Origin of the sequence: Roseovarius pelagicus (assembly GCF_025639885.1) — a bacterium.
Lineage (GTDB): Bacteria > Pseudomonadota > Alphaproteobacteria > Rhodobacterales > Rhodobacteraceae > Roseovarius > Roseovarius pelagicus.
Genome location: NZ_CP106738.1, coordinates 2142821 through 2167416 on the forward strand (window position 1 = coordinate 2142821; position 24596 = coordinate 2167416).

Below are 24596 nucleotides of genomic sequence, written 5' to 3' on the forward strand. Positions count from 1 at the left end.
TTTTTTGACCAGTTTTTCGCGAAAAAACTGTCCCCCGACCGCAGGCCAGGGGACAGGTCGGTTCAGCCGTAGCGGTAGGGCCGCCCGGCTTTCTTCATGTCGGCGTTGTACTTCTTGAATATCTCGACAACTTTGGCCTTGGTTTCGGACTCGGCCGCGATCTCATCCCAGAAAGTCAGGGCCGCGTCTTCGACCTGTTGCCACTCTGCGTCAGGGATCGAGGTCAACTCCATCTTGGTGCCGTCAACGCGCAAGGACGCTTCGCCGCCCCAATACCACCACTGGCGATAGTAGTGCGATTGGTCACAGCACACCCGGAACAATGTCTGCATGTCCTCGGGCAGTTCATTCCAACGATCCATGTTGGCAAAGAACGATCCGGCCCATGCGCCCGAGATGTTGTTGGTCAGGAAGTAATTCGTCACATCCGCCCAACCGACGGTGTAATCCTCGGTAATGCCGGACCATGCGATACCGTCCAGTTCGCCGGTTTGTACAGCAACCTCGATGTCCTCCCATGGCAGCGTGACGGGCACGACGCCGAACTGCGCCATGAACCGGCCCGCCGTGGGGAAGGTAAAGACACGTTTGCCTTCAAGATCTGCAAGGCTGTTGATCGGGTCCTTGGTGGCGAAATGGCAGGGGTCCCATGCGCCGGCGCTGATATGTTTCACACCAACTTTGGAATATTCGGCATCCCAGATTTCATTCAGGCCGTACTGGTTGAACAGCACAGGCACATCGAGCGAGTAGCGCGACGCAAAGGGGAAGTAACCGCCGAATACGGTGACTTCGGTCGGAGATGCCATGCTGTCATCATCCGACTGCACCGCGTCGATTGTGCCGCGCTGCATGGCGCGAAACAGCTCGCCCGTGGGCACCAGCTGATCGGCATAGAACAGCTCGATCTGCATTTTGTCGCCCGCGACCTTGTTGAACATATCAATGGCGGGTTTCACCACATGTTCGGCCAATGCAGTGCCGGCATAGGTCTGCATGCGCCATTTGATCGTGGATTGCGCAATCGCGGGCGTGGCCAGCGGCGCCGCTGCGGCGCCAACCGCCGCGGTAGTCAAAAACTTGCGTCTGGTGGTCATGTCAGTTCTCCTTGCTATTGTTATCGGCCTCTTTACGGGGCTCTTTTCAGTTATTTTCCATAGACATATTCAGGCAGCCACAGGGCGATCTGCGGAAAGATCATGATCAGCGCCAGAGCCACTACCATCACCCCGACGAACGGTATGATCGAAATATAGATGTCCTTTAGCCCGATTTCGGGCGGGGCCATGGCGCGCATCAAAAACAGGTTATAGCCGAATGGCGGGGTCATGTAGGCGATCTGAGTCGTGATGGTATAGAGCACACCATACCAGATCAGATCGAAGCCCAACGCGCCAACCAGCGGCACATAGAGCGGCGCGACAATCACCAGCATCGCCGTATCGTCCAGAAACGTGCCCATCAGGATAAAGCTGAGCTGCATCAGGATGAGGATCATCCACGGGCTGAGGCCCAACTGTGTGGTAAACAGATCCTCGATCGCCTTGACCGCGCCCAGCCCGTCAAAGATGGCACCAAAGCCCAGCGCAGCAAGGATGATCCACATGAACATGCACGAAATCGCCAGCGTATTGCGCACCGAGTTCTCGAACACCTCGCGCGTCATGCGGCGCTTCAGGATCGCGGCGACAAAGGCCGCCATCGCCCCGATGGCAGAGCTTTCGACCAGCGATGTCCAGCCTTTGACAAAGGGCACCATCATCGCGGCAAAGATGATCAGCGGCAGCAATCCGGCACGCAGCAGGCGCAGTTTTTCGGCCAGCGGAATGTTGCGCTCGTTCTCGGGCAGCACCGGGCCAAGCTCTGGCTGCATCCGACACCTAACGTAGATATAGACAACGAAAAGCGTCGCCATCATCAGCCCCGGCAGAACACCTGCCAGCCATAGCTGCCCAACGGGCTGACGCGCGATCATCGCATACAGAACCAGAACGACCGAGGGTGGCACAAGAATACCAAGGGACGATCCGGCCTGAATGACGCCTGTCACCATGATCTTGTCATAGCCACGACGCAGCAATTCAGGCAGCGCGATGGTGGCACCGATGGCCATGCCTGCCACGCTGAGGCCGTTCATCGCGGAAATCAGCACCATCAGGCCAATCGTGCCGATCGCCAGACCGCCGCGCACGGGCCCCATCCAGACATGAAACATCTTGTACAGGTCATCGGCAATCCGGGATTCTGACAGAACGTACCCCATGAAGATGAACATCGGCAGGGTCAGCAGCGGATACCATTTCATCAGCTTCATCGCCGCGGAGAACGGCACATCGACACCGCCCACGCCCCACAGCAACATGCCTGCGGCCGCGCCGACAAAGCCAATCGCGCCAAAGACGCGCTGCCCGGTCAACAGCATCAGCATCATGGTGCTGAACATCAGGATCGCGATCATTTCGTAGGACATCAGATTTCGACCCCGCGAATGCGTCCGATATCGCGGAAGAGTTCTGCCAGTGCCTGAAGCAGCATCAGGATGACCCCGATGCACAGCATGGCCTTGACCGGCCAGAGATAAGGCCGCCACGCGGTCGAGCTGCGTTCAAGAAAGCCAAGTTCGCCTCCTGCTGCTGTCGGTCCCTGTGTGACGAAGGTCACGAACAAGTCCCAGAAAAAGCGGAATGGTTCAGTGCCGAAATAGCCCAGCGCATAGGCGGTGGAGCCGACTGCGCCGTAGAGCAGGACGCCGAGGTAGAACATCAGAAAAAACACGGTGAAGGCATCCATCCACGCCTTTTGCCGGGGCGACCAGCCACCATAGAAAAGGTCCATGCGCACGTTCGATCCCAACTGGATCGAATACGGCCCGCCCAACACATAATAGGCAACCATAACGAATTGCGCCGTCTCCAGCGTCCAGAGCGTCGGGTTAAAGAACGTTTTGGACACGGACGACCAAAGCAGGACGCCCACGAGCGCGAAAATCAGGTACATCGCGATACGCCCAATGAACCGGTTCAACCCGTCGATGGCGTGCACGTAACCGCAAACCAGCCTAGGCATGGGCAGACCCCTGCGCCTCTAGTCCAAGGTGGATCAGCGCGGGCCGAAGCAGGCTGAGCAACTCATCACCGATTTGCGCGACCGCTTCGGGCGTGGTCAGCAGATCATTGCGCACCTCAATCATCACGTTTGGCAATTCATGGGCGATGCCGTGAATTTGCAATGAATGGGTGACGCCATCCTCGGGTCCGTAGGGCTGATTACGTTCGATCAGACGGTGCGGCAGCTTGAGCGACGCGGAGAGCATTGCATCGGCCAGACGCGTGTCTGTGTCATGCAGGATGCCGATTTCTGTCGGGCGCTCCCTGCCGTGATAGAGCGGGGTAAAGCTGTGGATCGTGATCAGTGCAGTTGGCTGCGCGCGCGCTCTGCGGGTGGTGATGACATCGGTCACAGCGTCACAAAACGGGGTATAGACTGTTTCCACACGCTCAGCCCGGTCCGCATCTCTGAGATCGCGATTGCCAGGCACCTCGATTCGTTCGGATTGTGCGGTCATTGCCGATGGTGCCTCTGGCGGGCGGTTGCAGTCATAAACCAGCCGGGACACGGTGCAGGCGACGAGTGGGGCGTCGAGCGCCTCGGCCAGATAGAGGCTGAGGTCGAGTGCGCCGGGGTCCCACGCGGCATGACTGACCATGTCTTCGGGTGACAGGCCCAGATCGCCATACCGTTCGGGAATCACGTTCGAGGCATGCTCGCATACCAACAACGCCGAACTGGTGGTCGGTCCGGTCGTGCCCAGCAACTGGGCTGCGCTGTCAGCTGGTGCAGATGTCATGAATTTCCCCGAGGGTGGCGCTTTTGAATAAATGTTTTCACAATGGCAATTTTCTGTCAATATAATTTCAGAGACATTTCATGTGATTGCCCTGCGCAACATTGCCAGTGCCAATTCAAGAGGAGCTGTGGGGCCGCATTGCCGTGAACACGTCATCCGAGACCCAGACCGCCAAACCGGGCCGCACCGTACGCGAGCAAATTCGCGCGCACTATGGAACGCTGACCCAATCGGAACGCAAATTCGCCAATGCGCTGCTGGCCAACTATCCTGCGGCTGGCCTTGCCTCGATCACGATTGTCGCTGCCAATGCCGATGTGTCCACGCCAACGGTCGCCCGCATGGTGCAAAAGCTGGGCTACAAAGGCTATCCGCAGTTTCACCAAGCCCTGCTGCAAGAATTAGAGGCGACGGTATCCGGCCCGACGCAGCGGCGCGCCAACTGGGCCAGCGAAGTGCCCGAAACCCATCTGCTGAACCGGTTCGTCACCGCGATCGGCCACAACATCGAACAGACGTTGTCCAACATCGACACGGCGCAGTTTGACGAGGCGGTGCAGGCGCTGGCCGACTCCGAACGACGGCTATATCTGGTCGGTGGCCGGATCACGCGTGCGCTGGCGGAATACGCATTTACCCATTTTCAGGCTGTGCGGCAGCGGATCACGCACATGACGTCATCCTCGGCCACATGGCCGCATTACCTGCTGGACATGGAGGCCGGTGACGTCCTGCTGATGTTCGACGTACGCCGGTACGAGAAGAACCTGCTGCGGCTGGCGGAACTGGCGGCAGAGCGCGGCGTGCGGGTCATCCTGATTACCGACCAGTGGGCCAGCCCGGTGGCGGCGGTGGCCGATCAAACGTTTCACTGCTGGGTCGAGATTCCGTCGGCATGGGACAGCAACATCTCGACAATGATGTTGCTGGAGACGCTGATCGCCGCCGTGCAGGAAGAAAACTGGCCGGAAACGCGGGCGAGATATGAGCGGCTGGACGAAATCTTTGACGCGGCACGCTTGTTCGGTAAATAGCCGGTGGCGCGCGCCCTACTCTACCGCGTCGCCATCGTCGATTAGGTTCGACAGCTTTTGCGCCGCATCCTGTAGCTGCGGGACAAATGCGATGGCGTCGGACAGTGACAACCGTTGGGCAGGCGCATGAAATGACAGCGTTGATACAAGTCTGCCATTTGTCTCGACGATGGGCACCGCGACAGCGATCATACCGTCCATGAATTCCGCATTGTCGGTAGCATAGCCGCGTTTGCGAATCGCGCGCACCTCGTCCAGCAATGCATCGGGATGGGTGATCGTGGCATTGGTACGGGCTTCCAGTGCACCAGTGGTCGCGTAGTTGCGCAGATGTTTCTCGTCCAGCTGGCTGAGATACATTTTGCCCGAGGCGGTGCAATAGAACGGCACCATGGTTCCGACCGGCAGCTGGATACGCAGCGGCCATTTCGATTCTACCCGCTCGAGATAGATCATCCCCTCGCGGTCGGGCAGCGCGATGTTGCATGTCTCTCCGACGGCTTGGGCCAGCCGGGTCAGAATCGCGATCCGTGCGGTACGTATACGCAAGGAGGACAGAACATCCGTGGACAGGCGGCGCAGGCGTCCGCCTGGCGCATAGCCGCGACCATCAATCTCGCGCTGGATGAAGCCCTCTTTCTCTAACGTTCCAAAGAGGCGATGTATCGTTGGCTTGGGCAGGCCAAGTGTCTGATTCACCTCGGTCGGAGTGACTGGAACACCGGCGCGCGCCAACTCTTCGAGCACCATGAGCAACCGGAGATTGGTGGGAATAGTGCCTTCTTTTTCGCTGGCTTCGGTCATTGGAGTCCCAGTTTGTTTCCTTCGGTCCGCGACACTACAGTTGCAGGGCCACAATGGGTGATAGCCACGGCCATCACCACGATTATTCAACCACCGCGAGAACGAGGAGGTAAAGCTCTGTCTAGCGTAACTATCAATATTTGGGAACGCCCGGCAGGCCAGTTGCAATACTCGCAACGCTTAACACCTGCACCCCGTCACTTGCACATATCAGAGCCACCGCCATATTGCGTGCGGACAGGGCTAGTCCGCTCAGAAATGCACGGCTCCAAACCTTTGCTTTGCCCGGCTACCAGGATAAGAGGGCGGGCACCGACGGGCTTTCGCCGGCGCAACCACGATTGCAGTAGAAGGAATACGCTTATGACGCGATGGATCTGGCCCGCCCTCATGAGTGCCGCGCTTGCGCTGCCTGCCATGGCACAGGATACGTCAGAGGCGTCAATGACCCTTAAACCGGTCAAGTTGATGACCGTCGAAACGGGATCAAGCGCGACCGTGCGAAAGTTCTTTGGCCATGTGGTTGCCCGGCAAACGGTCGATCTGGCGTTTCAGGTCTCCGGTCAGGTCGAGACCATTCCGGTGGTCGAAGGCGAAACAGTGCCGAAGGGCGCATTGATCGCACAGTTGGATCTGGAGACATTCCAACTGGCGTTCGATCAGGCCAAACTGCAACAGGAGCAGGCGGATCGAACCGTGGAGCGTCTGGCAAAACTGAGCGATGCCTCAGCCAGCCAAGTGCGGCGCGAGGATGCAGATACCGACGCGGCGTTGGCGCGTATCGCTGTTGCCAATGCCAAAAATGCGCTGGAACATGCGACGCTGCATGCCCCGTTCGACGCATTGGTAGCAAACCGTGATGTCGCCAATTTCACCACAGTGAATGCCGGTACACCCGTCGCACGACTGCATGACATGTCCGAGCTGCGCATCGAGATCGACGTGCCCGAAGTGCTGTTTCAGCGTGCTGGCGAGGACCCCGATGTGACCGTGACCGCCAAGTTCCCGATCAGCGATGAAGAGTTTCCGCTGGAGGTCCGTGAATACAATGCCGAAACATCAGAGATCGGGCAGACATTCCGACTGACCTTTGGCATGCCACCCCCTGCGGGAATGCGCATTTTGCCCGGTTCCTCTGCGACCATCACCGCCCGGTTGAACTCTGGTGAAACGGGTATTTTCGTGCCCGCCACTGCCGTCGCCACGGCCGCTGATGGTGCGACGTCGGTTCTGGCGTTTTTACCCGGTGAGGATGATACTGGAACGCTGTCGCGGATCGCTGTCACCATCTCGGCCGGACCGAACGGAAAATTCATGGTCACGGGCGTAGAGCCGGGCACGGAAATCGTCGTTGCTGGCGTCAACACGCTGGACGACGGGATGCGTGTACGCCGCTTCTCCGGTTTCCCGAACTGAGGACCGCACGATGACTGTTGCACGCGCGTCGATTGATAAATCACTGCTGACATGGTTGCTGATGTTGGGCTGCCTTCTGGGCGGCATCTGGGGCTATCTGAACCTCGGGCGGCTGGAGGATCCGGCGTTTACCATCAAGGTCGCGGCCATTTCGACGCAATACCCCGGCGCCTCTGCCGAACAGGTTGCGCGCGAAGTGAGCGAACCATTGGAATCCGCGATTCAGAAAATGGGCGAGGTCGACAAGATCACATCGGTCAACCAGCCCGGCCTGTCGTTGATCGAAGTCGAGATCAAGCCAACGATTGACGGACCCGAATTACCTGCGATCTGGACCAAACTGCGGGCGCGTATTCGCGATGCGGCGCGTAACCTGCCGGATGGGGTCACGGACCCGCTGGTAAATGACAGCTTTGGTGACGTGTTCGGCATCTACTATGCGGTCATCGCCGACGGCTACAGCGATGCGGAACGCTACGAGCTGTCCACCTTCCTGCGTCGCGAATTGCTGGCTGTCGACGGCGTGGCAGATGTGGATGTCAGCGGGCTGGCGGACGAGGCGGTTTTCGTCGAGCCGGATCCGGGTTTGGGCACCAATCAGGGGATTTCGCCACAAGCGTTTGTAAATGCGATTGCCACCGCAGATTCCGTCGTGCCCGCAGGATCACTGGGCGATACGCGCATTCAGGCCCCCGATGGATCGGATAGCGTGACGGCAATTGCCGGTCTAAGCGTGGGCGTCGGCGGCGAGGTGATCAACCTGACCGATGTGGCCGCTGTCAGCCGGGGGCGCAAGGACGACCCCGGTCTGATCGTACGTTTCAACGGGGCCGAGGCGTTCACCCTCGGGATTGCCGGGTTGGCCAGCGAGAACATCGTCGATGTCGGTAATCGTGTGGATGCGAGACTGGCCGCGCTCGATGGGGAAATCCCGGCCGGTGTCAGTCTGCATCCAATCTATCAGCAGCATGTGGTCGTCGATGAGGCATCCAGCGCGTTTCTGGTCAATCTGGCAATGTCCGTGGCCATTGTCGTCGTGGTTCTGGCGCTCTTTATGGGGTGGCGCGCAGCGGTCGTCGTCGGTGGCACGCTGTTGCTGACCGTGGTGGGTACACTGTTTTTCATGGCGATTTTTTCGATCGAGATGGAGCGCATTTCATTGGGTGCGCTGGTTATCGCGATGGGTATGCTGGTGGATAACGCCATCGTTGTGGCCGAGAGCATGCAGATCGCGATGCGGCGCGGCAAGTCTTCTCGGGATGCGGCAGACGAGGTGGCGAGCAAGACGCAGACACCGCTGCTGGGCGCGACGGTGATTGGCATCATGGCGTTTGCTGGTATCGGCCTCAGCCCGGATGCAACGGGCGAGTTTCTGTTCTCGCTCTTTGCGGTGATCGGCATTTCGCTGTTGCTGAGCTGGGTGCTGGCGCTGACGGCAACACCGCTGTTGGGACACTATTTCTTTCGTCAGGGCAAAGGCGGCGAGGATGATGCCTATGGCGGCTGGATGTTCCGCGCCTATGGCAGCGTGCTGCGCGGCGCGCTAAGGGTGCGCTGGCTGGTGGTCGTGGCACTGGTGGCTGTTACTGTTCTCAGCTTCATGGGGTTCGGGCAGATTAAACAACAGTTTTTCCCGAATTCGAACACACCGCTTTTTTATGCGCATTACAAGCTGCCGCAGGGTACAGATATTGACCGCACTTCGGCCGATCTGGCACAGATCGAAGAGTGGCTGCTGGCGCGCGACGATGTTGTGTCTGTCGCCAGTTTCGTCGGACAGGGTGCGACCCGCTTCCTGTTGACCTATTCCGCGGAAAAGCCAAACCCGAGCTATGGCCACCTGATCATCCGAACCGAAACGATCGCCGACATTCCGCCTTTGCGCGCGGCGCTGGATGCCTATGGACGCGGCACCTTTCCCGAGGCGGAGTTCCGCACTGCGCGGCTGGTCTTTGGTCCCGGCGGCGGACAACCGATCGAGGCACGCTTTTCTGGCAGCGACCCCGCTGTGCTACGGCAACTGGGTGAAACGGCAATGGAACGGATGCTCGCTGCGTCAGATAATCTGATAGATATTCGGACGGATTGGCGCGAGCAGGAGTTGGTTCTGAAACCGGTCTATGCGACAGACCGGGCACAGACGGCCGGTATCACCCGCGATGATGTGGCGACCACGTTGCGTTTTGCCACGGACGGAATCAGCGCCGGCGTCTACCGCGAGGACGATCGGCTGATCCCGATCGTCGTGCGCTTGCCCAAGGATAACGGGCTGGGGTTGGGTGATCAGGTCGTATTCTCAACTGTCTCCAACAGTTTTGTTCCCATCGGGCAGGTCACAGATGGTTACGAGGTCGAGGTACAGAATACGCTGGTGCATCGGCGGGACCGGCTGTTGACCTTGACGGTCGGGGCCGACGTGCCTGCGGACAAAACCGCCGCCGAAGTGCATACCGAGATACGCGCCGCCATCGAGGATATGCCGATCCCACTGGGCTACAAGATGGAATGGGGCGGTGAGTTCGAAAGCGCCGGTGATGCTAATGCCAGCCTCGGCAAGCAACTGCCGCTGAGCATTCTGATCATGGTCCTGATTTCGATCCTGCTGTTCAACGCTTTGCGTCAGCCGCTGATTATCTGGCTTCTGGTGCCGATGTCGGTCTGTGGCGTGGTGATCGGGCTGCTCGGGACCGGATTGCCGTTCACCTTTACGGCGCTGTTGGGGTTATTGAGCTTGTCAGGCATGTTGTTGAAGAACGGGATCGTTCTGGTTGAAGAAATCGACATCGTACGTGGTGAGGGGGTTGCGCTATACGAGGCGATTGTGACGGCCTGCACTTCGCGCCTGCGCCCGGTGATGCTGGCGGCGGCGACGACGATCCTGGGTATGGCTCCGCTCTTGTGGGATGCGTTCTTTGTCTCGATGGCGGTGACGATCATGGGCGGACTGGCCTTTGCGTCAATCCTGACATTGATCGCAGCGCCCGTGTTCTACTATCTCTTCTTTGCCCGTTCAGAGCGGGCAGAGAAGGCGGCAGATCCGACCCCGGCCTGAGTGCCCCGGTTCTGTCGTGCAGGCTGACTCCGTCAACTGCGGGCGCCACGCAACAGTCCGGCAACGCTCGACGTGGCAAAGATGGCCGCCGCGACACAGACAATCGTCGGACCTGTCGGCGTGTCATAGCGATAGGCGACCGCCAGACCGCCCAATGCGGACAACCCGCCGATGCCCATCGCCAGCATTGCCATGCGTTCTGGCGTGGCAGCAAAATGCCGTGCGGCGGCGGCAGGGATGATCAGCAAGGAGCTGATCAACAGAGCGCCGACGACCTTGATCGCCACAGCGATGACCAGTGCCAGCGCAACGGTCAGTACCATCTGTTCCCGCTTAGGATCGATTCCGGCGGCATAGGCCAGATCCGAACCCAGCGTTGCCGTCAGCAGGGCCGACCAGCGCCACCAGAGTAACGCCAGAACCAACCCCGCCCCGCCCCAGATCACCACCAGATCGCCACGACCCACGGCCAGAATGTCGCCAAAGAGATAGCTCATCAGGTCGATTCGCACGCCGCCCAGCACCGACACGGCGACAAGCCCGATTGCCAGTGCCGAATGTGCCATGACGCCCAGCAGCGTATCCATCGCGTGGCCACGGTCACTGAGGCCCGACACGACAACAGCCATTGTCAGCGCCACCGCCAGTACGCCGACAAAGATCGACAGGTTAAACCCAAGCGCGAGCGCGACGCCAAGGATCGCTGCATGGGCCGTCGCATCCCCGAAATAGGCCATGCGCCGCCACACCACAAAACAGCCCAAGGGCGCGGCGGCCAACGCCACGCCAAGACCGGCAAGCGCGGCGCGAACCATGAAATCATCCAACCAGTTCATTGCGCCGCCTCGTGTGCATGTGCGTGGTCATGGCCATGATCATGTTCGTGCCGATAGAGGGCCAGCGCGCCATGCGTCCCGGTCCCGAACAGGGCGCGGTATTCAGGGGCCGAGGCGACCTGCTCGGGCGCGCCGTGGCAGCACACATGCCCATTGAGGCAAATCACCCTATCCGACGCGGCCATGACGACATGCAATTCATGGCTGACCATCAGGACAGCGCAGCCCATTTCGGCGCGCAGGCCTGCGATGCGTTCGTAAAAGGCGGCTGATCCCGGTTGGTCGAGCCCTTGGGTGGCCTCGTCAAGGATCAGCAGTTCAGGCTGGGACAACAGCGCCCGCGCCAGCAGCACACGTTGGAACTGCCCGCCCGAAAGCCGCGCCATCTGTCGATCTGCCAGATCGGGCGCACCGGCCCGTTGCAGCGCTTCGTGTATGGCGCTGCGCGATGTCCGGTGCGGCAGAGCCAGAAACCGCGAAACGGTCATTGGCAGGGCGGCGTCCAGTTCCAGACGCTGTGGGACATATCCGATGCGCAGGCCCGACCGGACGGTCAGCGAGCCATGGCTCAGCGGCACCGCCCCGATGATTGCGCGTAGCAGCGTGGATTTACCCGACCCGTTTGGGCCGACAATCGTGACGATCTCTCCCGGTTCGATACTCAGGTCGACGCCGTGCAAAACCTCTGTATTGCCCATCCGCACGGACAGGTGGCTGGCCGTCAACAGCGTCATGTTTGCACCTCTGGCTGGCATTTGGGGCATAGTCCTTCGGCCTCTACGACTGTGCGTTCGATCTGAAACCCGGCGGCACGTGCCGTACGGCCCAGCGCGCCCTTGGCCGGTTCGGACTGTAGCTCGGCCACCGAGGCACAGCTTCGACAGATCAGGAAGGCAGGCACATGTGTATCACCCGGATGCGCGCAGGCCACAAATGCGTTCAGCCGTTCGATCCGATGTACGAAGCCACGGCCCACAAGGAAATCCAGCGCGCGATAGACGACGGGGGGCTGGGACCCCAACCCTTCGTCGCGTAGCACGTCGAGAAGGTCATAAGCGCCCAACGCGCGGTGCCGTTGCAATAATATCTCCAGCACGCGACGGCGCACGGGTGTGAGTTGCAACCCGGCAGCCCGACAATGGACGGCCGCCGCCTCCAATGACGTGGTGATGCAGGCAGCGTGATCGTGGCTGGCAAAACCGACAGGTTCCATGCTAGTTTCCGTTTGTTTCGATCTGCTATTGATATGTTATATGATAACATCTATCAAGCCGCGAAATTCCCTACCTGATTGGAACAGCCATGATCAAATCCCTGCTAGCCGTCACATCATCGCTGGCTATATCGCTGCCCGCCCATGCCGATGCGCCGCGCGTGGCAACCGACATCCTGCCGGTGCAATCACTGGTGGCGATGGTGATGGAGGGTGTCGGCACACCGGATCTGATCGTGCAGCCCGGCGCATCGCCGCACGGGTACGCGTTGCGCCCTTCGGATGCGCGCGCATTGCAAGAAGCCGATCTGGTGTTTTGGATGGGCCCTGCTCTGACACCGTGGATGCTGGATGCCATCAACACCTTGGGCGAGGATGCTCAGGTCACGTCGTTGCTGGACGTGGATGCAACCGAGTTATTCCATTTTCGTGAAGGAGCGTCGCTGGAAATGGAAGACGCCCATGCGGACCATGACGATCACGAGGATCACGAGGATCACGAGGAAGAGCACGGCAATCATGCCGAAGACGATGGCCATGATGACCACGAACATTCGGGTGTTGATCCACATGCCTGGCTCGACCCGCACAACGCGATTGCATGGATCGACTTGATCGCCTTTCGATTGGTGCAGAATGACCCGAAGAACGCCGCGATCTATGTACAGAACGCGAAAACCGCGCAGGCGATGATCGAGACTGTTTCGGCTGAAGTCGCCGCTGAACTCGCCCCGCTGCGGGGCCGACCCTACATCGTTTTTCACGATGCCTACCAATATTTCGAGCGCCATTTTGCTATCCCCGCCGCTGGGTCAATCAGCCTGAGTGATGCCAGCAAGCCTAGCCCGGCACGATTGGCGGAGATTCGGCATATCATCACCGAAACCGGCGCGCTCTGTGTCTTCTCCGAAGCGCAGTTCAATCCCGGTCTGGTTGCGACGGTGATGGAGGGGACCGATGCGCGCACCGCTCTGCTGGATCCCATTGGGGCCGAACAGACGCCGGGGGCTGATCTTTACCCCGCGCTATTGCGCGCAATGGCCGCCCGGATGATGGAATGTCTGTGAATATCCAGAACGCAGCAACAGCCCGTTTCGCGCGCAGAATACCCTAAACCGGGAAACAGGTTGCCATTTCTCTTGCCCTCTGCGCACCAGCCGGGCAATCCTGCACGACAATGGAACTGGGTCCCTATCTCTTGCTCGCGACGCTGGAAGGCGCGGTGACGGCTGCGGTGCTGGCGCTGACGGCTGTGGGCCTCAGTCTGGTCTTTGGCGTGATGCGGGTGGTGAACATCGCGCATGGCGAGTTTTTCATGCTGGGCGCGGTCGTCGCATGGTATGTGGCGCAGACGCTGGGCGGGCACGCCTCTGTCGGGTTTGGTGCGGCATTGATCATCGCGCCCTTGCTGGTGGGGGTGATCGCCGTGGCGGTCGATATGACCATCCTCAAGCGGATCGACTATGACCCCGAGCGCACCATCGTCGCGACTATTGGTGTGCTCTATATCATCCAGCAACTGACCCTGATGGGCTACGGCCCCGAGGCGCGACCCGTGGCACCGCCCTTTAACACCCGCCTCGCGATTCCGTGGTGGGAATTCAAGGATGGTAGCCTGCAAATGTATTGGCCTTGGGGGTTGAGCACGACCAGCTACAAACTGGCCGTGATCTGTGCCGCGCCGGTGGTCCTGCTGGGGGTTTGGCTGCTGATGGCGCGCACCAAGATCGGCCTGCTGATGCGCGCGACGCAACAGGATCGTGACATGGCGCTGGCCTTTGGCATTCCGGTGGAACGGGTCTATGCGCTGGTTTTCGGCATTGGGGCGGCGCTGGCAGCATTGGCGGCTGTACTGATTGTGCCGATCCAGCAGGCGCATTACCTGATGGGGGCTGATCCGCTGCTGCTGTCGTTCATCGTGGTGATCATCGGTGGATTGGGTAGCCTGCCGGGCACGGTGGTGGCGGCCATTCTGATCGGTCTCAGCGACGGGATCATCTCGGTCTTTTTCTCGCCCACGCTGGCCAAGATACTGGCGACACTGCTGGTCGGTCTGGTGCTGGTCTATCGTCCCAATGGCCTGTTCGGAGCGCGCAGCACATGAGCACGGGCACCAAGGTATTGCTGCTGCATGGCGGGTTGCTGATCGCGCTGTTCGCGCTGCAGTTCGTGCTGCCCGCCTATCATCATGGCAATCTGGCGCGGATCATGGTGCTGGCCAGCTACGCGGTAGGGTACAATATCCTCTTTGGCTATACCGGTCTTCTGAGCCTAGGACATGCGCTGTTTTTCGCGGCTGGTATGTACGGGATGGGGCTGACGGTTACCCATCTCGGCTGGACCCCTGCGCCCGCGCTGATTGCCGGTGTTGCGGCAGGTGCCGCAGTGTCTGCGGCGCTGGGGTTGCTGGCACTGCGCACGGTCGGCGTGGCGTTCATGATCGTCACCCTTATGTTTGCGCAGGCGGGTTATTTGACAGTCCTCTATTTCGGAAAATGGACTCGTGGCGACGAAGGGTTCGTGATCCAGCAGGCGCAGCGCATGTTGTGGGGGATCGACCTGAGCGACCCCGGCAACCGATACTTTGCGGCACTCGCCCTCTTTGCCGTGAGCCTGCTGGTGTGTCTATGGCTGGTGCGCCGCCCATTCGGGAAAACGCTAATAGCGATCCGCGAGAACGAGGAACGCGTGCGCATGTTGGGCTATGACACGTTCGCGCATAAACTGGGCGCGATGGTGATTTCCGGCACGATCTCGGCGGCAGCCGGGGCACTCTATGGCCTACTGTTCGGCTATGCTGGGGCTAGTTTCGCGGGCGTGCAATATTCGATCTTTCCGCTTTTGTGGGTACTGTTGGGTGGGGCGGGCACGGTGCTGGGCCCATTCATCGGCACACTGTTTATGTTCTACCTGATTGACCTCAGTTCCGGCGTGACCACGGCCTACATGCTGATCGCGGGTGTGGTGCTGGTGTTGCTGACACTGTTTGCGCCGCAGGGATTGGCAGGCGAGCTACGCCGCCGCCTGTGGGGGTGGTTGCCATGAGCCTGCTGACCACGCGCGGCCTGTCCAAAAGCTTTGAGGGATTGCAGGCCGTCAACGATGTGGATTTCGACCTGCCCCAAGGCGAGGTGCGCGCCCTGATTGGCCCCAATGGCGCCGGCAAGACGACGCTGGTGGGGATGATCTGTGGGCGGATTCCACCAACATCAGGCAGCGTCAGCTTTGACGGGTGCGACATCACCACCCTGCCCGCGCACAAGCGGATCGGGCTGGGCATGGCCTACACGTTTCAGATTACCTCGATCTTTGCCGGGCTGGACGTTGCCGAAAACGTGGCGCTGGCCGCGCGGCGGCGGATGAGTGGCGATGCTGTCGAGGAGGCTGTCATGGCGGCACTGACGCGTGTCGGCCTGTCAGACCGTATCAACCAAGAAGCCGGCGATCTAAGCTATGGACATCAACGCCTGCTGGAAATCGCAATGGGCTTGGTGCAGGCACCGCGATTGCTGATCCTAGACGAGCCAACGCAAGGGTTGGCGGAAGCAGAGATTGCCGCATTCAAAACGCTGATTCGCGAATTGTCCGACAACACAACGATCCTGCTGATCGAACATAACATGAGCGTTGTCATGGAAACCGCCGACCGGGTCAGCGTGCTGAGCTTTGGCGAGATGCTGGCCGAAGGCACACCTGCCGAAATCCACGCCAATGCTGATGTACAGGCAGCCTATCTGGGGACCGGATGATGCTGGAGCTACACGGGATAGGGGCCGGATATGGCCGCGCGCAGGTCCTGCATGACCTGAACCTTCGTGTCGAAGCGGGCGAGATTCTGTGCCTGCTGGGGCGCAACGGCGCGGGTAAGACAACAACGATGCAGGCAATCATGGGTCTGTTGCCGCTGATGTCAGGCCGTATCACGCTGGATGGGACAGAAATCAGTGCGCTGCCAGCATATCATGTGCCGCGCGCCGGGATCGGGTATATCCCGCAGGGGCGACGACTGTTTCCCGGCCTGACCGTGGCGCAAAATCTGGCCGTGGGGATGCAAACCCGGCGCAGCCCGCCCCATGTGCTGAACGAGGTGTTAGAGCTATTCCCGCGTTTGGCAGAACGGATGAACCAACGCGCGCAAACCCTGTCGGGCGGCGAACAACAGATGCTGGCCACTGCCCGCGCACTCTGCCTGCAACCAAAGGCGTTGTTGCTGGACGAGCCGACCGAAGGGTTGCAACCTTCGATGATCGAAGCGATCCGGCAAGTAATCGTGCAGATGCGCAGCAAAGGCGTGGCGATCCTTCTGGTCGAGCAGCGCGTCGATGCAGTGCTGTCAGTTGCGGATCGCGTGGCGTTTATCGAAAACGGTCGCAATGGGGAAACATTGCCCGCAGAAGCCCTGCGCGCCGATCATGCCATCGTGGAACGTTATGTTGGCGTTTGACCGCGACTGCTGACTGGGGCGTTGCCGCAGACCCCAGAGTATTTCCAGAACACTGAAACGGGCATGACCATTTTTCATTGGTCCCAGAATACTTCTGCCGGAGGCGGACGCGCCGGTGCTGTAAAGCACAACAGCCATGTTGACAGCCCGCCGGTGCCGGGCGCACCATCCGTGCCCAGAGCCAAGAGGGTTTAAATGCAGGCAAACGGTTATCATCGGCCCGAAACATTGGACGAAGCACTGCGGGTATTGGCGGGCGGATCGGCAACGATTGCCGCCGGATGTACCGACCTGTTTGCCGCCACGCAGCGGCGCGACTTGGTCGGGTCGGTCGTGGATATCACCGGGGTGCCTGAGCTGCGCAGGATCGAGGTGCGCGACGCGGGTATCCGGATCGGCGCCGCGGCGACGTGGAGCGATCTGGTGCGCGCCGATCTGCCCCCTGCCTTTGACATGTTGCGGCAGGCCGCTGTTGAGGTCGGATCGGTCCAGATTCAGAATGCGGCGACTGTGGTTGGCAATGTCTGCAATGCCTCACCGGCCGCAGACGGGGTTCCGTGTCTGTTGGCGCTGGATACGGAGGTCGAGATAACCTCCGCCACTGGCGGACGGCGTATGCCTTTGGGGCAGTTCGTCACAGGTGTCCGGCAGACAGATCTGCAACCCGGAGAGATGGTGACGGCGCTCTGGGTTCCCGCCTCGGCCATGTCTGGCGCTTCACGATTTCTGAAACTGGGCGCGCGGCGATATCTGGTGATTTCCATCGCCATGGTGGCGGCCCGATTGACCGTCGAGGATGGCCGCATCGCGCAGGCCGCCATCGCCGTAGGGGCCTGCAGCGTCGTTGCGGTACGGCTTGCGCAATTAGAGAGCGCACTGGTCGGCTTGCCTGCGGATGCCGCCCTGTGGCGTGCCGCGCAGGATGATCTGGTCCTGCCTGCGCTTTCGCCGATTGACGACATTCGCGCGGATGGCCCTTACCGCGCCCACGCGGCGGCGGAACTGGTGCGCCGTGCGTTGCGTGACTTGACCGGAGAAGCACGATGAACCGCTCATTCGGGACGCTCTCTTTGCGCGTGAACGGCAGCGCGCATGAGTTACCCGTGTCACCCGGACGGCGACTGTCCGAGGTGCTGCGCGAGGACCTGGCGCTGCGTGGTACCAAGGTCGGCTGCGACGCAGGCGATTGCGGGGCGTGCACGGTGCTGCTGGACGGCGCGCCTGTCTGTTCCTGCCTTACCCCGGTGGCACAGGTAGCCGGGCGCGCTGTAACGACTGTCGAGGGGCTGGCGCATGACCCCCTGCAACAGGCGTTTCTACGGCATGGCGCGGCGCAATGCGGGATCTGCACACCCGGCATGTTGATGGCTGCCACTGCGTTGCTGGCGCGTAACCCGCAGCCCAGTCGAGTAGAGGTCGAATCCGCGCTGGGCGGCGTGCTATGCCGTTGCACCGGCTATACCAAGATCATTGATGCGGTTTGCGATGTGCGCGATACCCCGCCGGAAACCGATTTCACCGGGCCGTCGGTGGGTTCTGCGCTGCCGAGGATTGACGGCGTCGCCAAAGTGGACGGGACAGAGGTCTATGGTGCCGATGCTTGCCCCGAGGGCACGCTGCTGGTGCGGGCGATACGGGCGCCAAAGGCCCCGGCGCGATTCCGGCTTGGTGATCTGAGAGGGTGGCGGGCGGCGCAGGCCGGGCCGGTACAGGTATTCACCGCCCGTGACATTCCCGGCGAGAACTGCTTTGGCACCATCCCGCCGTTTGCCGATCAGCCCGCACTGGCAGAGGGCCATGTCCGGTTGCGCGGCGAGGCGATTGCGCTGGTGGCGGGCGATGCTGCGGTGATCGAGGCACTGGACCTAGATACGTTTCCCGTGACGTGGGAAGAGACGGACGAGACGCTGGTACACGACCACCGACCGGACAACCTGCTGGTCACCGGACGCGTGCGCTGCGGCGATGCGCAGGCGGCGCTGGGCCGTGCGACCTATGTCGCCAGCGGCGACATGACGACGCCCTATATCGAGCACGCCTATATCGAACCCGAGGCCGGTGTCGCATGGATGGATGGCGATACGCTGATCATTCAGGCCTGCACGCAGGCACCGGTGATGGACCGTGATGAGACGGCCAAGGTGCTGGGTTTGGCACAGGACAAGGTCCGCATCATTCCGGCGGCGGCAGGCGGGGGGTTTGGGGCCAAGCTTGACCTATCGTTACAGCCGCTGATCGGGTTGGTGGCGCTGAAAACCGGACGGCCAGCGCGGATGATCTATAGCCGGGCTGAATCGATGGCCTCGACCACCAAGCGGCACCCGGCGCAGATGTCCGCGCGGATCGGGGCGGATGCCCAAGGGCGCATCTGCGGCATGGTCTTTGAGGGTGAGTTCAATACTGGCGCCTATGCCAGCTGGGGTCCGACCGTGGCAGGGCGGGTGCCGGTGCATGCCTCCGGCCCCTACTTTACCCCCGATTACCATGCCGAGGCAGATGCGCGTCACAGTTTTTCGGCCATTTCCGGGGCGTTTCGCGGTTTTGGCGTGCCACAGGCCGCGATCATGCAGGAAACCCTGTATGATGATCTGGCGGGTCAGGCCGGGATCGACCGGCTGGAATTTCGCCGGATCAATGCGCTGCAAAGCGGGCAGCGTACGGTATGTGGGCAGACCTTGCAGGGTGTCGGGATATCGGCCTGTCTTGACGCGCTCGCTAACCCTTGGGCTGCGGCCCTGTCCCGTGCGCAGGTGGCCAATGACGCAGGTGGCCCGCTGCGACACGGTGTCGGGATCGCCTCGTGCTGGTACGGCTGCGGCAATACCGGGCTGCCGAACCCATCAACGGTGCGCGTCGGGATCACCCCCGAAGGCACGCTGCGGCTGCATCAAGGGGCCACGGACATCGGGCAGGGCAGCAATACAGTGATCACGCAAATCTGCGCTGACGCGCTGGGGATGCCGGTTGCACAGTTCACTTTGGTCGGGCCGGACACGGCGCTAACCCCGGATTGCGGCAAGACGTCAGCCTCGCGCCAGACCTATGTCACGGGCAAGGCCGCCTATCTGGCGGGTGCGGCGCTGCGAGCGGCGATCCTGAGCCTGGGAAATATGGGCCCGGATGCGCAGATCACATTGGAAAGCGGGGTGCTGATCCTGCGCGAAGGGGCGGGGGAACGGCGGGTTGATCTGGACGCGATTGCGCCTGATGCCAACGGCTATGCCATCGCTGCCGAGGAAACCTATGACCCGCCCACCACGAGTCTGGATGCCGATGGGCAGGGATCGCCTTATGCGGTCTATGGCTATGGTGCGCAGATTGCCGAAGTATCGGTCGATACAGTTCTGGGGACGGTCAAGGTGAACCGGATCACCGCAGCGCATGACTTGGGCCGGGTGATTAACCCGCAACTGGCCGAGGGGCAGGTACAGGGCGGGATCGCGCAGGGGCTGGGTCTGGCGCTGATGGAAGAGTTCATTCCGGGGCGTACCGAGAACCTGCATGACTACCTGATCCCGACCACCGGCGATATGCCCGAAATAGAGACGATTCTGCTGGAGGTCCCCGATCCCGAGGGACCGCTGGGGGCCAAGGGGCTGGGCGAGCATGTGCTGATCCCCACCGCACCCACAATCCTGAACGCCATACGGCATGCCACGGGCGCGCGGGTGAACTCGCTGCCCGCATTGCCGCACCGGGTGCTGGCCGCGATCCGCGAGGCCGGGAAATGAGCGCGCGCGAGGACAAGATACGCTGCGATGCCTGTCCGGTTATGTGTTACATCGCACCGGGCAAGATCGGGGCTTGCGACCGGTACGGCAACGAGGATGGCAGAATCGTTCGCACCGACCCGCTGACCATCCTAGACCGTCGGATGGCAGCCGGGGACGAGGTCAAGCCGTTTCTGGCCGCCGACTGGGATGGGCAGAATGTCAGCGGCGACGGTGTTTTTGTCAGTGGTGTCGGATCGGGCACCACCTACCCCGATTACAAACCCGCGCCGTTTATCGTCAGTCGAGAGGTGGAGGGCGCGGATTTCATCACCGTCGTGACCGAGGCGATATTTTCCTACTGCGGCGTCAAGGTGAAGATCGACACCGACCGGCATCTGGGCGAAGAGCGCGCCATCGTGCGCGCGGGCGGTGAGGCGATCGGCCATGTCACCACCTCTGAGTATGGCAGTCGAATGCTGTCTCTGGGCGGGGTCGAACACCTGACCGGCGGTACGAAACCCGAAGGGCGCGTGACCTGCGATGCGTTGCTGCGGCTATGCAATGGCGAGGCGGTCGAACTGGTGATCGACGACGGTGCCACCGTCATCGTGCAGGCCGGGCAGCCGCCCATTGTGGACGGACAGCCAGAGGTGCGCATGCGTGTCGGCTGCGGGTCCGCCACCATCGGTATGTTCGCCAGCCAATGGCAGGGACTGGTGGATGAAGTGGTCGTGGTGGACGATCACATCACTGGCGTTGTCAGCGAACATCAGGCGGGCAAGGTTCTGGACTGGCCTGACACCGGTATCCGCATCAAGGGGCGGCGATCCACGCCGGGGCGGTATTTTCAGGTGGCCGGGCCGGGGCGCGGCTGGGGCGGCACGGATATTGAGGACCCGCTGGATATCCTGAATCCGTGGCTGGAAAAGAAAGGCGCGCGGCCGGGCCTGACACTGTTGATGGTGTCGACAACGGGCGAACACTACGGGTATTACGTGCTGGATGATGCTTTGGTACCGCAACCTGCGCCACTGCCCGAGGCGTTACAGCCATCGGTTGACCTGATCGCCGAGAATTGCGAGCCGGCACTTTGTACGGTGATGTTTCAGGCGGGGGCTGGCGGGTCGCTCCGCTCTGGCGTGACGCAGAATCCGGTCAAGCTGACCCATGCGGTACAGGGCGGGCAGTGCCGCGTGACCTGCGGCGGAGTGGCGGCCTATGTCTGGCCCGGAGGCGGCATCACGATCATGGTCGACGTGCGGGATATGCCTGACGGATCGTTCGGTTATGTACCAACGCCCGCGTTGGTCGCGCCGCTGGAATTCACGCTGACGAGGGGTGATTACATCGCGTTGGGCGGGCATGACGCAGCAGTGCGCAGTGTGGCCGATATTGTGGAAAAGGGCGGAGAATACGGCAACGCACTGCGCCGGGTCCGACCCAAACGGGACCCGTTATGAGCGGCGCGCAGGTAACGTGGATATCTGGTGGGCGGCTGCATCTGAATCACGGGCCGATTGATATGATCGTGGGCGCGACGGGCCCCGGACGCGCCGCTGGATTATCTCGCGCAATAGCGCGGTTCGATACGTTGCTGGAAGAATTGGCCGTGGAATTGCCCCGTCTGCGTGCCCCGCAAGGACCGCCGCCGCGTGGCGCCATTGCAACGACGATGGTTGCTGTGACCGCGCCTTTTGCGGAGTTCATCACGCCTATGGCTGCGGTTGCCGGGGCCGGGGCGGATGCGGTGCTGACGGCGCTGTGCGACGGACCGGGCATCGACAAGGGCTATGTGAACAATGGCGGCGATGTCGCCTTTTACCTGACGCCCGGTCATAGCATGACTGCCGCGATTGCCAGCGCGGCAGGCGGGCAGGCGCGCGTTGACCATCGGGATGCGGCGCGCGGCATTGCCACGTCGGGCTGGCGCGGGCGCAGTCAGTCGCTGGGGATTGCCGATAGTGTCACTGTTCTGGCCCAAAACGCCGCAATGGCCGATGCCGCAGCAACACTGATTGCCAATGCCGTTGACCTCCCCGGCCATCCTGCAATTGCGCGTCTGCCCGCCAGTGAGGTCTTTGCCGACAGTGATTTGGGCACGCGCGCCGTGACCGTGGCCGTCGGCCCGCTGACAGATCTTGAGATCGCGCGCGCGCTTGGCAAAGGACTGAGAACTGCGGAAACCTACCGCAAGCGTGGCCTAATCTGTGCCGCCGCGCTTTGCCTCGGCGGGCAGCAGGTTCTGACGCGCACAATGACGCTGTTACACCCCGAACTGGAGCCGATAGATGCCTGAATTCACCCTGCGCAAGACGATGCTGTTCGTCGAGGATATCCACCATGACGGCGGGCCTGCGCCAGACCTGCCGCGCCGTAGGGCGGCCATTGCCGCGCTGGTGCGCAATCCGTTCGCGGGCGGCTATACCGATGACCTGCAATCGGCCATGGACGATCTGAAACCGCTGGGCCTGTCGATGACCGAACGATTGATCGACGCGATGGGTGGTGCCGAGGGGATCGACGGCTATGGCAAGGCCGCGATGTGCGGCGAGGATGGCGAGCTGGAGCACACCGCGCTGTGGCATGTGCCGGGTGGCTATGCGATGCGCGCCCGGTTGGGCGAAGCGAAGGCGATTGTGCCATCCGCGATGAAACAAGGCGGACCCGGCAGCCGGATCGACGTGCCACTCGGCCATATCAACGCCGCCTATGTGCGCAGCCATTTCGACGCGATGGAGGTGGGGCTGCCGGATGGGCCACGCCGTGATGAGTTGCTATTCGTGCTGGCGATGTCGCGCGGCGGACGCATCCACGACCGGATGGGTGGCTTGCGCGTTGAGGATGTGACTGGCGGGGATGGGTTGCGCTAGTGGCGCAGAGCGCGCGGTGGGTTGAAAGCCCACCCTACGCCATCAGGATCGGCCGGGACGCTTGGACAATTGTACCGCTAAGATACCCGCCATGATCACCGCAACCCCGATGATATCATAGAGTTGTAATGGCTCACTGAGGATCAGCGCGGCGATGGCAACGCCAAGGAACGGGTTGAGAAAGTGAAACGTCGCCGCCCGTGTGGCGCCGATCCGCTCGACCAGCATGAACCACACCAGCGTGGCACCGAGGCCGGGAACAATCGTGGTATAGGCAAAGGCCGCGACCAGTTGCCAGCTCCATGCGATTTCGATGGTTTCGGTCGCCACGGCGGCAACGCTGAGTACGGCGCTGCCGATCAGCATTTGCAGGCCCACCACCATCAGGAAATTCCCACCCGACGTGGCCCCACGGACGGCCAGTGTCGCAATGGTCAGCGCGACCACCCCGACCACGCAAAGCGTCAGGCCATAGAGGTCAACGCCATCCGACAATCGGTTGCCCATGATGATGACCACCCCGACGAGGCCCGCCAGCAAACCCAGCACGGCGATAGGTGGCAGCCGGTCACGGAACACAATCCACCCGGCCAGCGCCACCAACAGCGGCATGGTCGAGGCAATGATTGCAGCCAACGATGCCTCAATTGTCTGCATCGCTACAAAGTAAAGGCCAAGGTAGAGCGCATTCTGACAGACCCCGAACACAATGGTCGCGCGCCACTGCGGCGGCGTCAGACGCCACGATTGGCCCAACATCCGCGCGATCAGAATACCCAGAAGGCCGGAGATCAGAAACCGCAGCGCCAGCGCGCTGACCGGTGGCGCGGACAGAACGATGATCCGCGCAGACGTATAAGCACTGGACCACATGACCGCAAAGGCGATGCCCATGATGATTGCGCGAAAATCCATGTTGTGGAATGTCCTGCCTGAAAACTGAAAAGGGCCGCCCGCTATGGGCGACCCTTTCCGAAACTCGGTCGTAATGCAAGATCAGCCGTTCACGCTGTCCTTCAGCGCCTTGGCGATGGTCATCTTCACAACCTTGTCGGCTTCTTTCTTGATCTGCTCGCCGGTGGCAGGGTTGCGCACCATACGCTCGGGGCGCTCGCGGCAGTAGATTTTGCCAACGCCGGGCAGGGTAACGGCGCCACCACCCGATACTTCGCTGGTGATCACGGCGATGATCGCATCAAGAGCCGCGCTTGCGGATTTCTTGTCGCTGTCCATCTCTTCGGCCAGAGCCGCAACGAGCTGGGTTTTGGTCATAGGTTTTGCCATTTTATGGTCTCCTTAAACTGCCCGTTCCTTGGGCCTCATTGGCGTAATTTAACGCTATCTTGTGGGGTAACACAACGAATAGT

23 protein-coding genes are annotated in these 24596 nt (G+C 61.2%); 13 read left to right on the plus strand and 10 right to left on the minus strand.

Going from position 1 to position 24596, the window contains the following annotated elements:
• Nucleotides 1–62: 62 nt before the first annotated feature.
• Genes N7U68_RS11715 through N7U68_RS11730 form a run of 4 tightly spaced genes read right to left on the minus strand, consistent with a single transcriptional unit; the run spans nt 63 to nt 3847 of the window.
• Complete coding sequence (locus tag N7U68_RS11715; RefSeq protein ID WP_165195339.1) at nt 63–1097, minus strand: TRAP transporter substrate-binding protein; 1035 nt, start codon at nt 1095–1097, stop codon at nt 63–65.
• A gap of 50 nt (nt 1098–1147) precedes the next feature.
• A complete protein-coding gene (locus tag N7U68_RS11720) occupies nt 1148–2470 on the minus strand; it encodes a TRAP transporter large permease (protein ID WP_263046910.1) in 1323 nt (440 codons plus the stop codon).
• Nucleotides 2470–3066: a TRAP transporter small permease subunit gene (locus tag N7U68_RS11725; RefSeq protein ID WP_263046911.1), complete on the minus strand. Its 597-nt coding sequence runs from the start codon at nt 3064–3066 to the stop codon at nt 2470–2472. Before N7U68_RS11725 ends, N7U68_RS11720 begins: the two co-directional genes overlap by 1 nt.
• Nucleotides 3059–3847 (minus strand): N-formylglutamate amidohydrolase, encoded by a 789-nt coding sequence (locus N7U68_RS11730; RefSeq protein ID WP_263046912.1) that lies wholly within the window; start codon nt 3845–3847, stop codon nt 3059–3061. Before N7U68_RS11730 ends, N7U68_RS11725 begins: the two co-directional genes overlap by 8 nt.
• Before the next feature lie 113 nt (nt 3848–3960).
• Between N7U68_RS11730 and N7U68_RS11735 the strand changes: the two genes are divergently transcribed.
• A complete protein-coding gene (locus tag N7U68_RS11735) occupies nt 3961–4881 on the plus strand; it encodes a MurR/RpiR family transcriptional regulator (protein WP_373323004.1) in 921 nt (306 codons plus the stop codon).
• A 15-nt stretch (nt 4882–4896) separates the two neighbouring features.
• Here N7U68_RS11735 and N7U68_RS11740 read toward each other — a convergent pair whose 3' ends face one another.
• Nucleotides 4897–5685: an IclR family transcriptional regulator gene (locus tag N7U68_RS11740; protein ID WP_165195331.1), complete on the minus strand. Its 789-nt coding sequence runs from the start codon at nt 5683–5685 to the stop codon at nt 4897–4899.
• A gap of 363 nt (nt 5686–6048) precedes the next feature.
• On the opposite strand from N7U68_RS11740, the gene N7U68_RS11745 reads away from it, so the two are divergent.
• Both N7U68_RS11745 and N7U68_RS11750 read left to right on the plus strand, forming a co-directional pair.
• Nucleotides 6049–7101 (plus strand): efflux RND transporter periplasmic adaptor subunit, encoded by a 1053-nt coding sequence (locus N7U68_RS11745; protein WP_263046913.1) that lies wholly within the window; start codon nt 6049–6051, stop codon nt 7099–7101.
• A 10-nt stretch (nt 7102–7111) separates the two neighbouring features.
• Nucleotides 7112–10153 (plus strand): efflux RND transporter permease subunit, encoded by a 3042-nt coding sequence (locus N7U68_RS11750; RefSeq protein ID WP_263046914.1) that lies wholly within the window; start codon nt 7112–7114, stop codon nt 10151–10153.
• A 32-nt stretch (nt 10154–10185) separates the two neighbouring features.
• On the opposite strand, the gene N7U68_RS11755 is transcribed toward N7U68_RS11750, so the two are convergent.
• From N7U68_RS11755 to N7U68_RS11765, 3 genes are read right to left on the minus strand one after another with little or no spacing between them, the layout of a single operon-like run.
• Nucleotides 10186–10989: a metal ABC transporter permease gene (locus tag N7U68_RS11755; protein WP_263046915.1), complete on the minus strand. Its 804-nt coding sequence runs from the start codon at nt 10987–10989 to the stop codon at nt 10186–10188.
• Complete coding sequence (locus tag N7U68_RS11760) at nt 10986–11723, minus strand: metal ABC transporter ATP-binding protein (protein WP_263046916.1); 738 nt, start codon at nt 11721–11723, stop codon at nt 10986–10988. Before N7U68_RS11760 ends, N7U68_RS11755 begins: the two co-directional genes overlap by 4 nt.
• On the minus strand, nt 11720–12202 hold the full coding sequence (locus N7U68_RS11765; protein WP_263046917.1) for a transcriptional repressor: 483 nt from the start codon (nt 12200–12202) through the stop codon (nt 11720–11722). The genes N7U68_RS11760 and N7U68_RS11765 overlap by 4 nt, the downstream gene beginning before the upstream one ends.
• An 89-nt stretch (nt 12203–12291) precedes the next feature.
• Here N7U68_RS11765 and N7U68_RS11770 point away from each other — a divergent pair, with 89 nt between their 5' ends.
• The 10 genes from N7U68_RS11770 to N7U68_RS11815 all read left to right on the plus strand — a co-directional run bounded on the left by N7U68_RS11770 (nt 12292) and on the right by N7U68_RS11815 (nt 23229).
• Entirely contained in the window at nt 12292–13269 is a 978-nt protein-coding gene (locus N7U68_RS11770; RefSeq protein WP_263046918.1) for a zinc ABC transporter substrate-binding protein, read from the plus strand.
• Nucleotides 13270–13379: 110 nt separating this feature from the next.
• Nucleotides 13380–14306, plus strand: a complete 927-nt coding sequence (locus N7U68_RS11775; protein WP_165195317.1) for a branched-chain amino acid ABC transporter permease — start codon at nt 13380–13382, stop codon at nt 14304–14306.
• Nucleotides 14303–15247 carry a branched-chain amino acid ABC transporter permease gene (locus N7U68_RS11780; protein ID WP_263046919.1) on the plus strand — a complete coding sequence of 315 codons (945 nt, stop codon included), beginning with the start codon at nt 14303–14305 and terminating at the stop codon, nt 15245–15247. The genes N7U68_RS11775 and N7U68_RS11780 overlap by 4 nt, the downstream gene beginning before the upstream one ends.
• A complete protein-coding gene (locus tag N7U68_RS11785) occupies nt 15244–15951 on the plus strand; it encodes an ABC transporter ATP-binding protein (RefSeq protein ID WP_165195313.1) in 708 nt (235 codons plus the stop codon). The genes N7U68_RS11780 and N7U68_RS11785 overlap by 4 nt, the downstream gene beginning before the upstream one ends.
• Complete coding sequence (locus N7U68_RS11790) at nt 15951–16646, plus strand: ABC transporter ATP-binding protein (protein ID WP_165197862.1); 696 nt, start codon at nt 15951–15953, stop codon at nt 16644–16646. The genes N7U68_RS11785 and N7U68_RS11790 overlap by 1 nt, the downstream gene beginning before the upstream one ends.
• Nucleotides 16647–16841: 195 nt before the next feature.
• A complete protein-coding gene (locus N7U68_RS11795; protein WP_263046920.1) occupies nt 16842–17693 on the plus strand; it encodes an FAD binding domain-containing protein in 852 nt (283 codons plus the stop codon).
• Complete coding sequence (locus N7U68_RS11800; RefSeq protein ID WP_263046921.1) at nt 17690–20377, plus strand: molybdopterin-dependent oxidoreductase; 2688 nt, start codon at nt 17690–17692, stop codon at nt 20375–20377. The genes N7U68_RS11795 and N7U68_RS11800 overlap by 4 nt, the downstream gene beginning before the upstream one ends.
• Complete coding sequence (locus N7U68_RS11805; protein WP_263046922.1) at nt 20374–21819, plus strand: 6-hydroxynicotinate reductase; 1446 nt, start codon at nt 20374–20376, stop codon at nt 21817–21819. Before N7U68_RS11800 ends, N7U68_RS11805 begins: the two co-directional genes overlap by 4 nt.
• On the plus strand, nt 21816–22655 hold the full coding sequence (locus N7U68_RS11810; protein WP_263046923.1) for a UPF0280 family protein: 840 nt from the start codon (nt 21816–21818) through the stop codon (nt 22653–22655). Before N7U68_RS11805 ends, N7U68_RS11810 begins: the two co-directional genes overlap by 4 nt.
• Nucleotides 22648–23229: an amino acid synthesis family protein gene (locus N7U68_RS11815; RefSeq protein ID WP_263046924.1), complete on the plus strand. Its 582-nt coding sequence runs from the start codon at nt 22648–22650 to the stop codon at nt 23227–23229. The genes N7U68_RS11810 and N7U68_RS11815 overlap by 8 nt, the downstream gene beginning before the upstream one ends.
• 42 nt (nt 23230–23271) lie before the next feature.
• Here the strand turns inward: N7U68_RS11815 and N7U68_RS11820 are convergent, their stop codons facing one another.
• A complete protein-coding gene (locus tag N7U68_RS11820; RefSeq protein ID WP_165195301.1) occupies nt 23272–24144 on the minus strand; it encodes a DMT family transporter in 873 nt (290 codons plus the stop codon).
• Between the two features lie 81 nt (nt 24145–24225).
• A complete protein-coding gene (locus N7U68_RS11825; protein ID WP_165195299.1) occupies nt 24226–24513 on the minus strand; it encodes an HU family DNA-binding protein in 288 nt (95 codons plus the stop codon).
• Nucleotides 24514–24596: the final 83 nt, after the last annotated feature.

Bases quoted from the DNA above. Each gene is read 5' to 3' on its own strand.
- N7U68_RS11765 (WP_263046917.1), bottom strand. From the start codon at position 12,202: ATGGAACCTGTCGGTTTTGCCAGCCACGATCACGCTGCCTGCATCACC.
- N7U68_RS11805 (WP_263046922.1), top strand. From the start codon at position 20,374: ATGAGCGCGCGCGAGGACAAGATACGCTGCGATGCCTGTCCGGTTATG.
- N7U68_RS11790 (WP_165197862.1), top strand. From the start codon at position 15,951: ATGCTGGAGCTACACGGGATAGGGGCCGGATATGGCCGCGCGCAGGTC.
- N7U68_RS11810 (WP_263046923.1), top strand. From the start codon at position 21,816: ATGAGCGGCGCGCAGGTAACGTGGATATCTGGTGGGCGGCTGCATCTG.
- N7U68_RS11745 (WP_263046913.1), top strand. From the start codon at position 6,049: ATGACGCGATGGATCTGGCCCGCCCTCATGAGTGCCGCGCTTGCGCTG.
- N7U68_RS11715 (WP_165195339.1), bottom strand. From the start codon at position 1,097: ATGACCACCAGACGCAAGTTTTTGACTACCGCGGCGGTTGGCGCCGCA.
- N7U68_RS11750 (WP_263046914.1), top strand. From the start codon at position 7,112: ATGACTGTTGCACGCGCGTCGATTGATAAATCACTGCTGACATGGTTG.
- N7U68_RS11755 (WP_263046915.1), bottom strand. From the start codon at position 10,989: ATGAACTGGTTGGATGATTTCATGGTTCGCGCCGCGCTTGCCGGTCTT.
- N7U68_RS11815 (WP_263046924.1), top strand. From the start codon at position 22,648: ATGCCTGAATTCACCCTGCGCAAGACGATGCTGTTCGTCGAGGATATC.
- N7U68_RS11775 (WP_165195317.1), top strand. From the start codon at position 13,380: ATGGAACTGGGTCCCTATCTCTTGCTCGCGACGCTGGAAGGCGCGGTG.
- N7U68_RS11820 (WP_165195301.1), bottom strand. From the start codon at position 24,144: ATGGATTTTCGCGCAATCATCATGGGCATCGCCTTTGCGGTCATGTGG.
- N7U68_RS11760 (WP_263046916.1), bottom strand. From the start codon at position 11,723: ATGACGCTGTTGACGGCCAGCCACCTGTCCGTGCGGATGGGCAATACA.
- N7U68_RS11720 (WP_263046910.1), bottom strand. From the start codon at position 2,470: ATGTCCTACGAAATGATCGCGATCCTGATGTTCAGCACCATGATGCTG.
- N7U68_RS11795 (WP_263046920.1), top strand. From the start codon at position 16,842: ATGCAGGCAAACGGTTATCATCGGCCCGAAACATTGGACGAAGCACTG.
- N7U68_RS11800 (WP_263046921.1), top strand. From the start codon at position 17,690: ATGAACCGCTCATTCGGGACGCTCTCTTTGCGCGTGAACGGCAGCGCG.
- N7U68_RS11730 (WP_263046912.1), bottom strand. From the start codon at position 3,847: ATGACATCTGCACCAGCTGACAGCGCAGCCCAGTTGCTGGGCACGACC.
- N7U68_RS11825 (WP_165195299.1), bottom strand. From the start codon at position 24,513: ATGGCAAAACCTATGACCAAAACCCAGCTCGTTGCGGCTCTGGCCGAA.
- N7U68_RS11780 (WP_263046919.1), top strand. From the start codon at position 14,303: ATGAGCACGGGCACCAAGGTATTGCTGCTGCATGGCGGGTTGCTGATC.
- N7U68_RS11770 (WP_263046918.1), top strand. From the start codon at position 12,292: ATGATCAAATCCCTGCTAGCCGTCACATCATCGCTGGCTATATCGCTG.
- N7U68_RS11785 (WP_165195313.1), top strand. From the start codon at position 15,244: ATGAGCCTGCTGACCACGCGCGGCCTGTCCAAAAGCTTTGAGGGATTG.
- N7U68_RS11725 (WP_263046911.1), bottom strand. From the start codon at position 3,066: ATGCCTAGGCTGGTTTGCGGTTACGTGCACGCCATCGACGGGTTGAAC.
- N7U68_RS11740 (WP_165195331.1), bottom strand. From the start codon at position 5,685: ATGACCGAAGCCAGCGAAAAAGAAGGCACTATTCCCACCAATCTCCGG.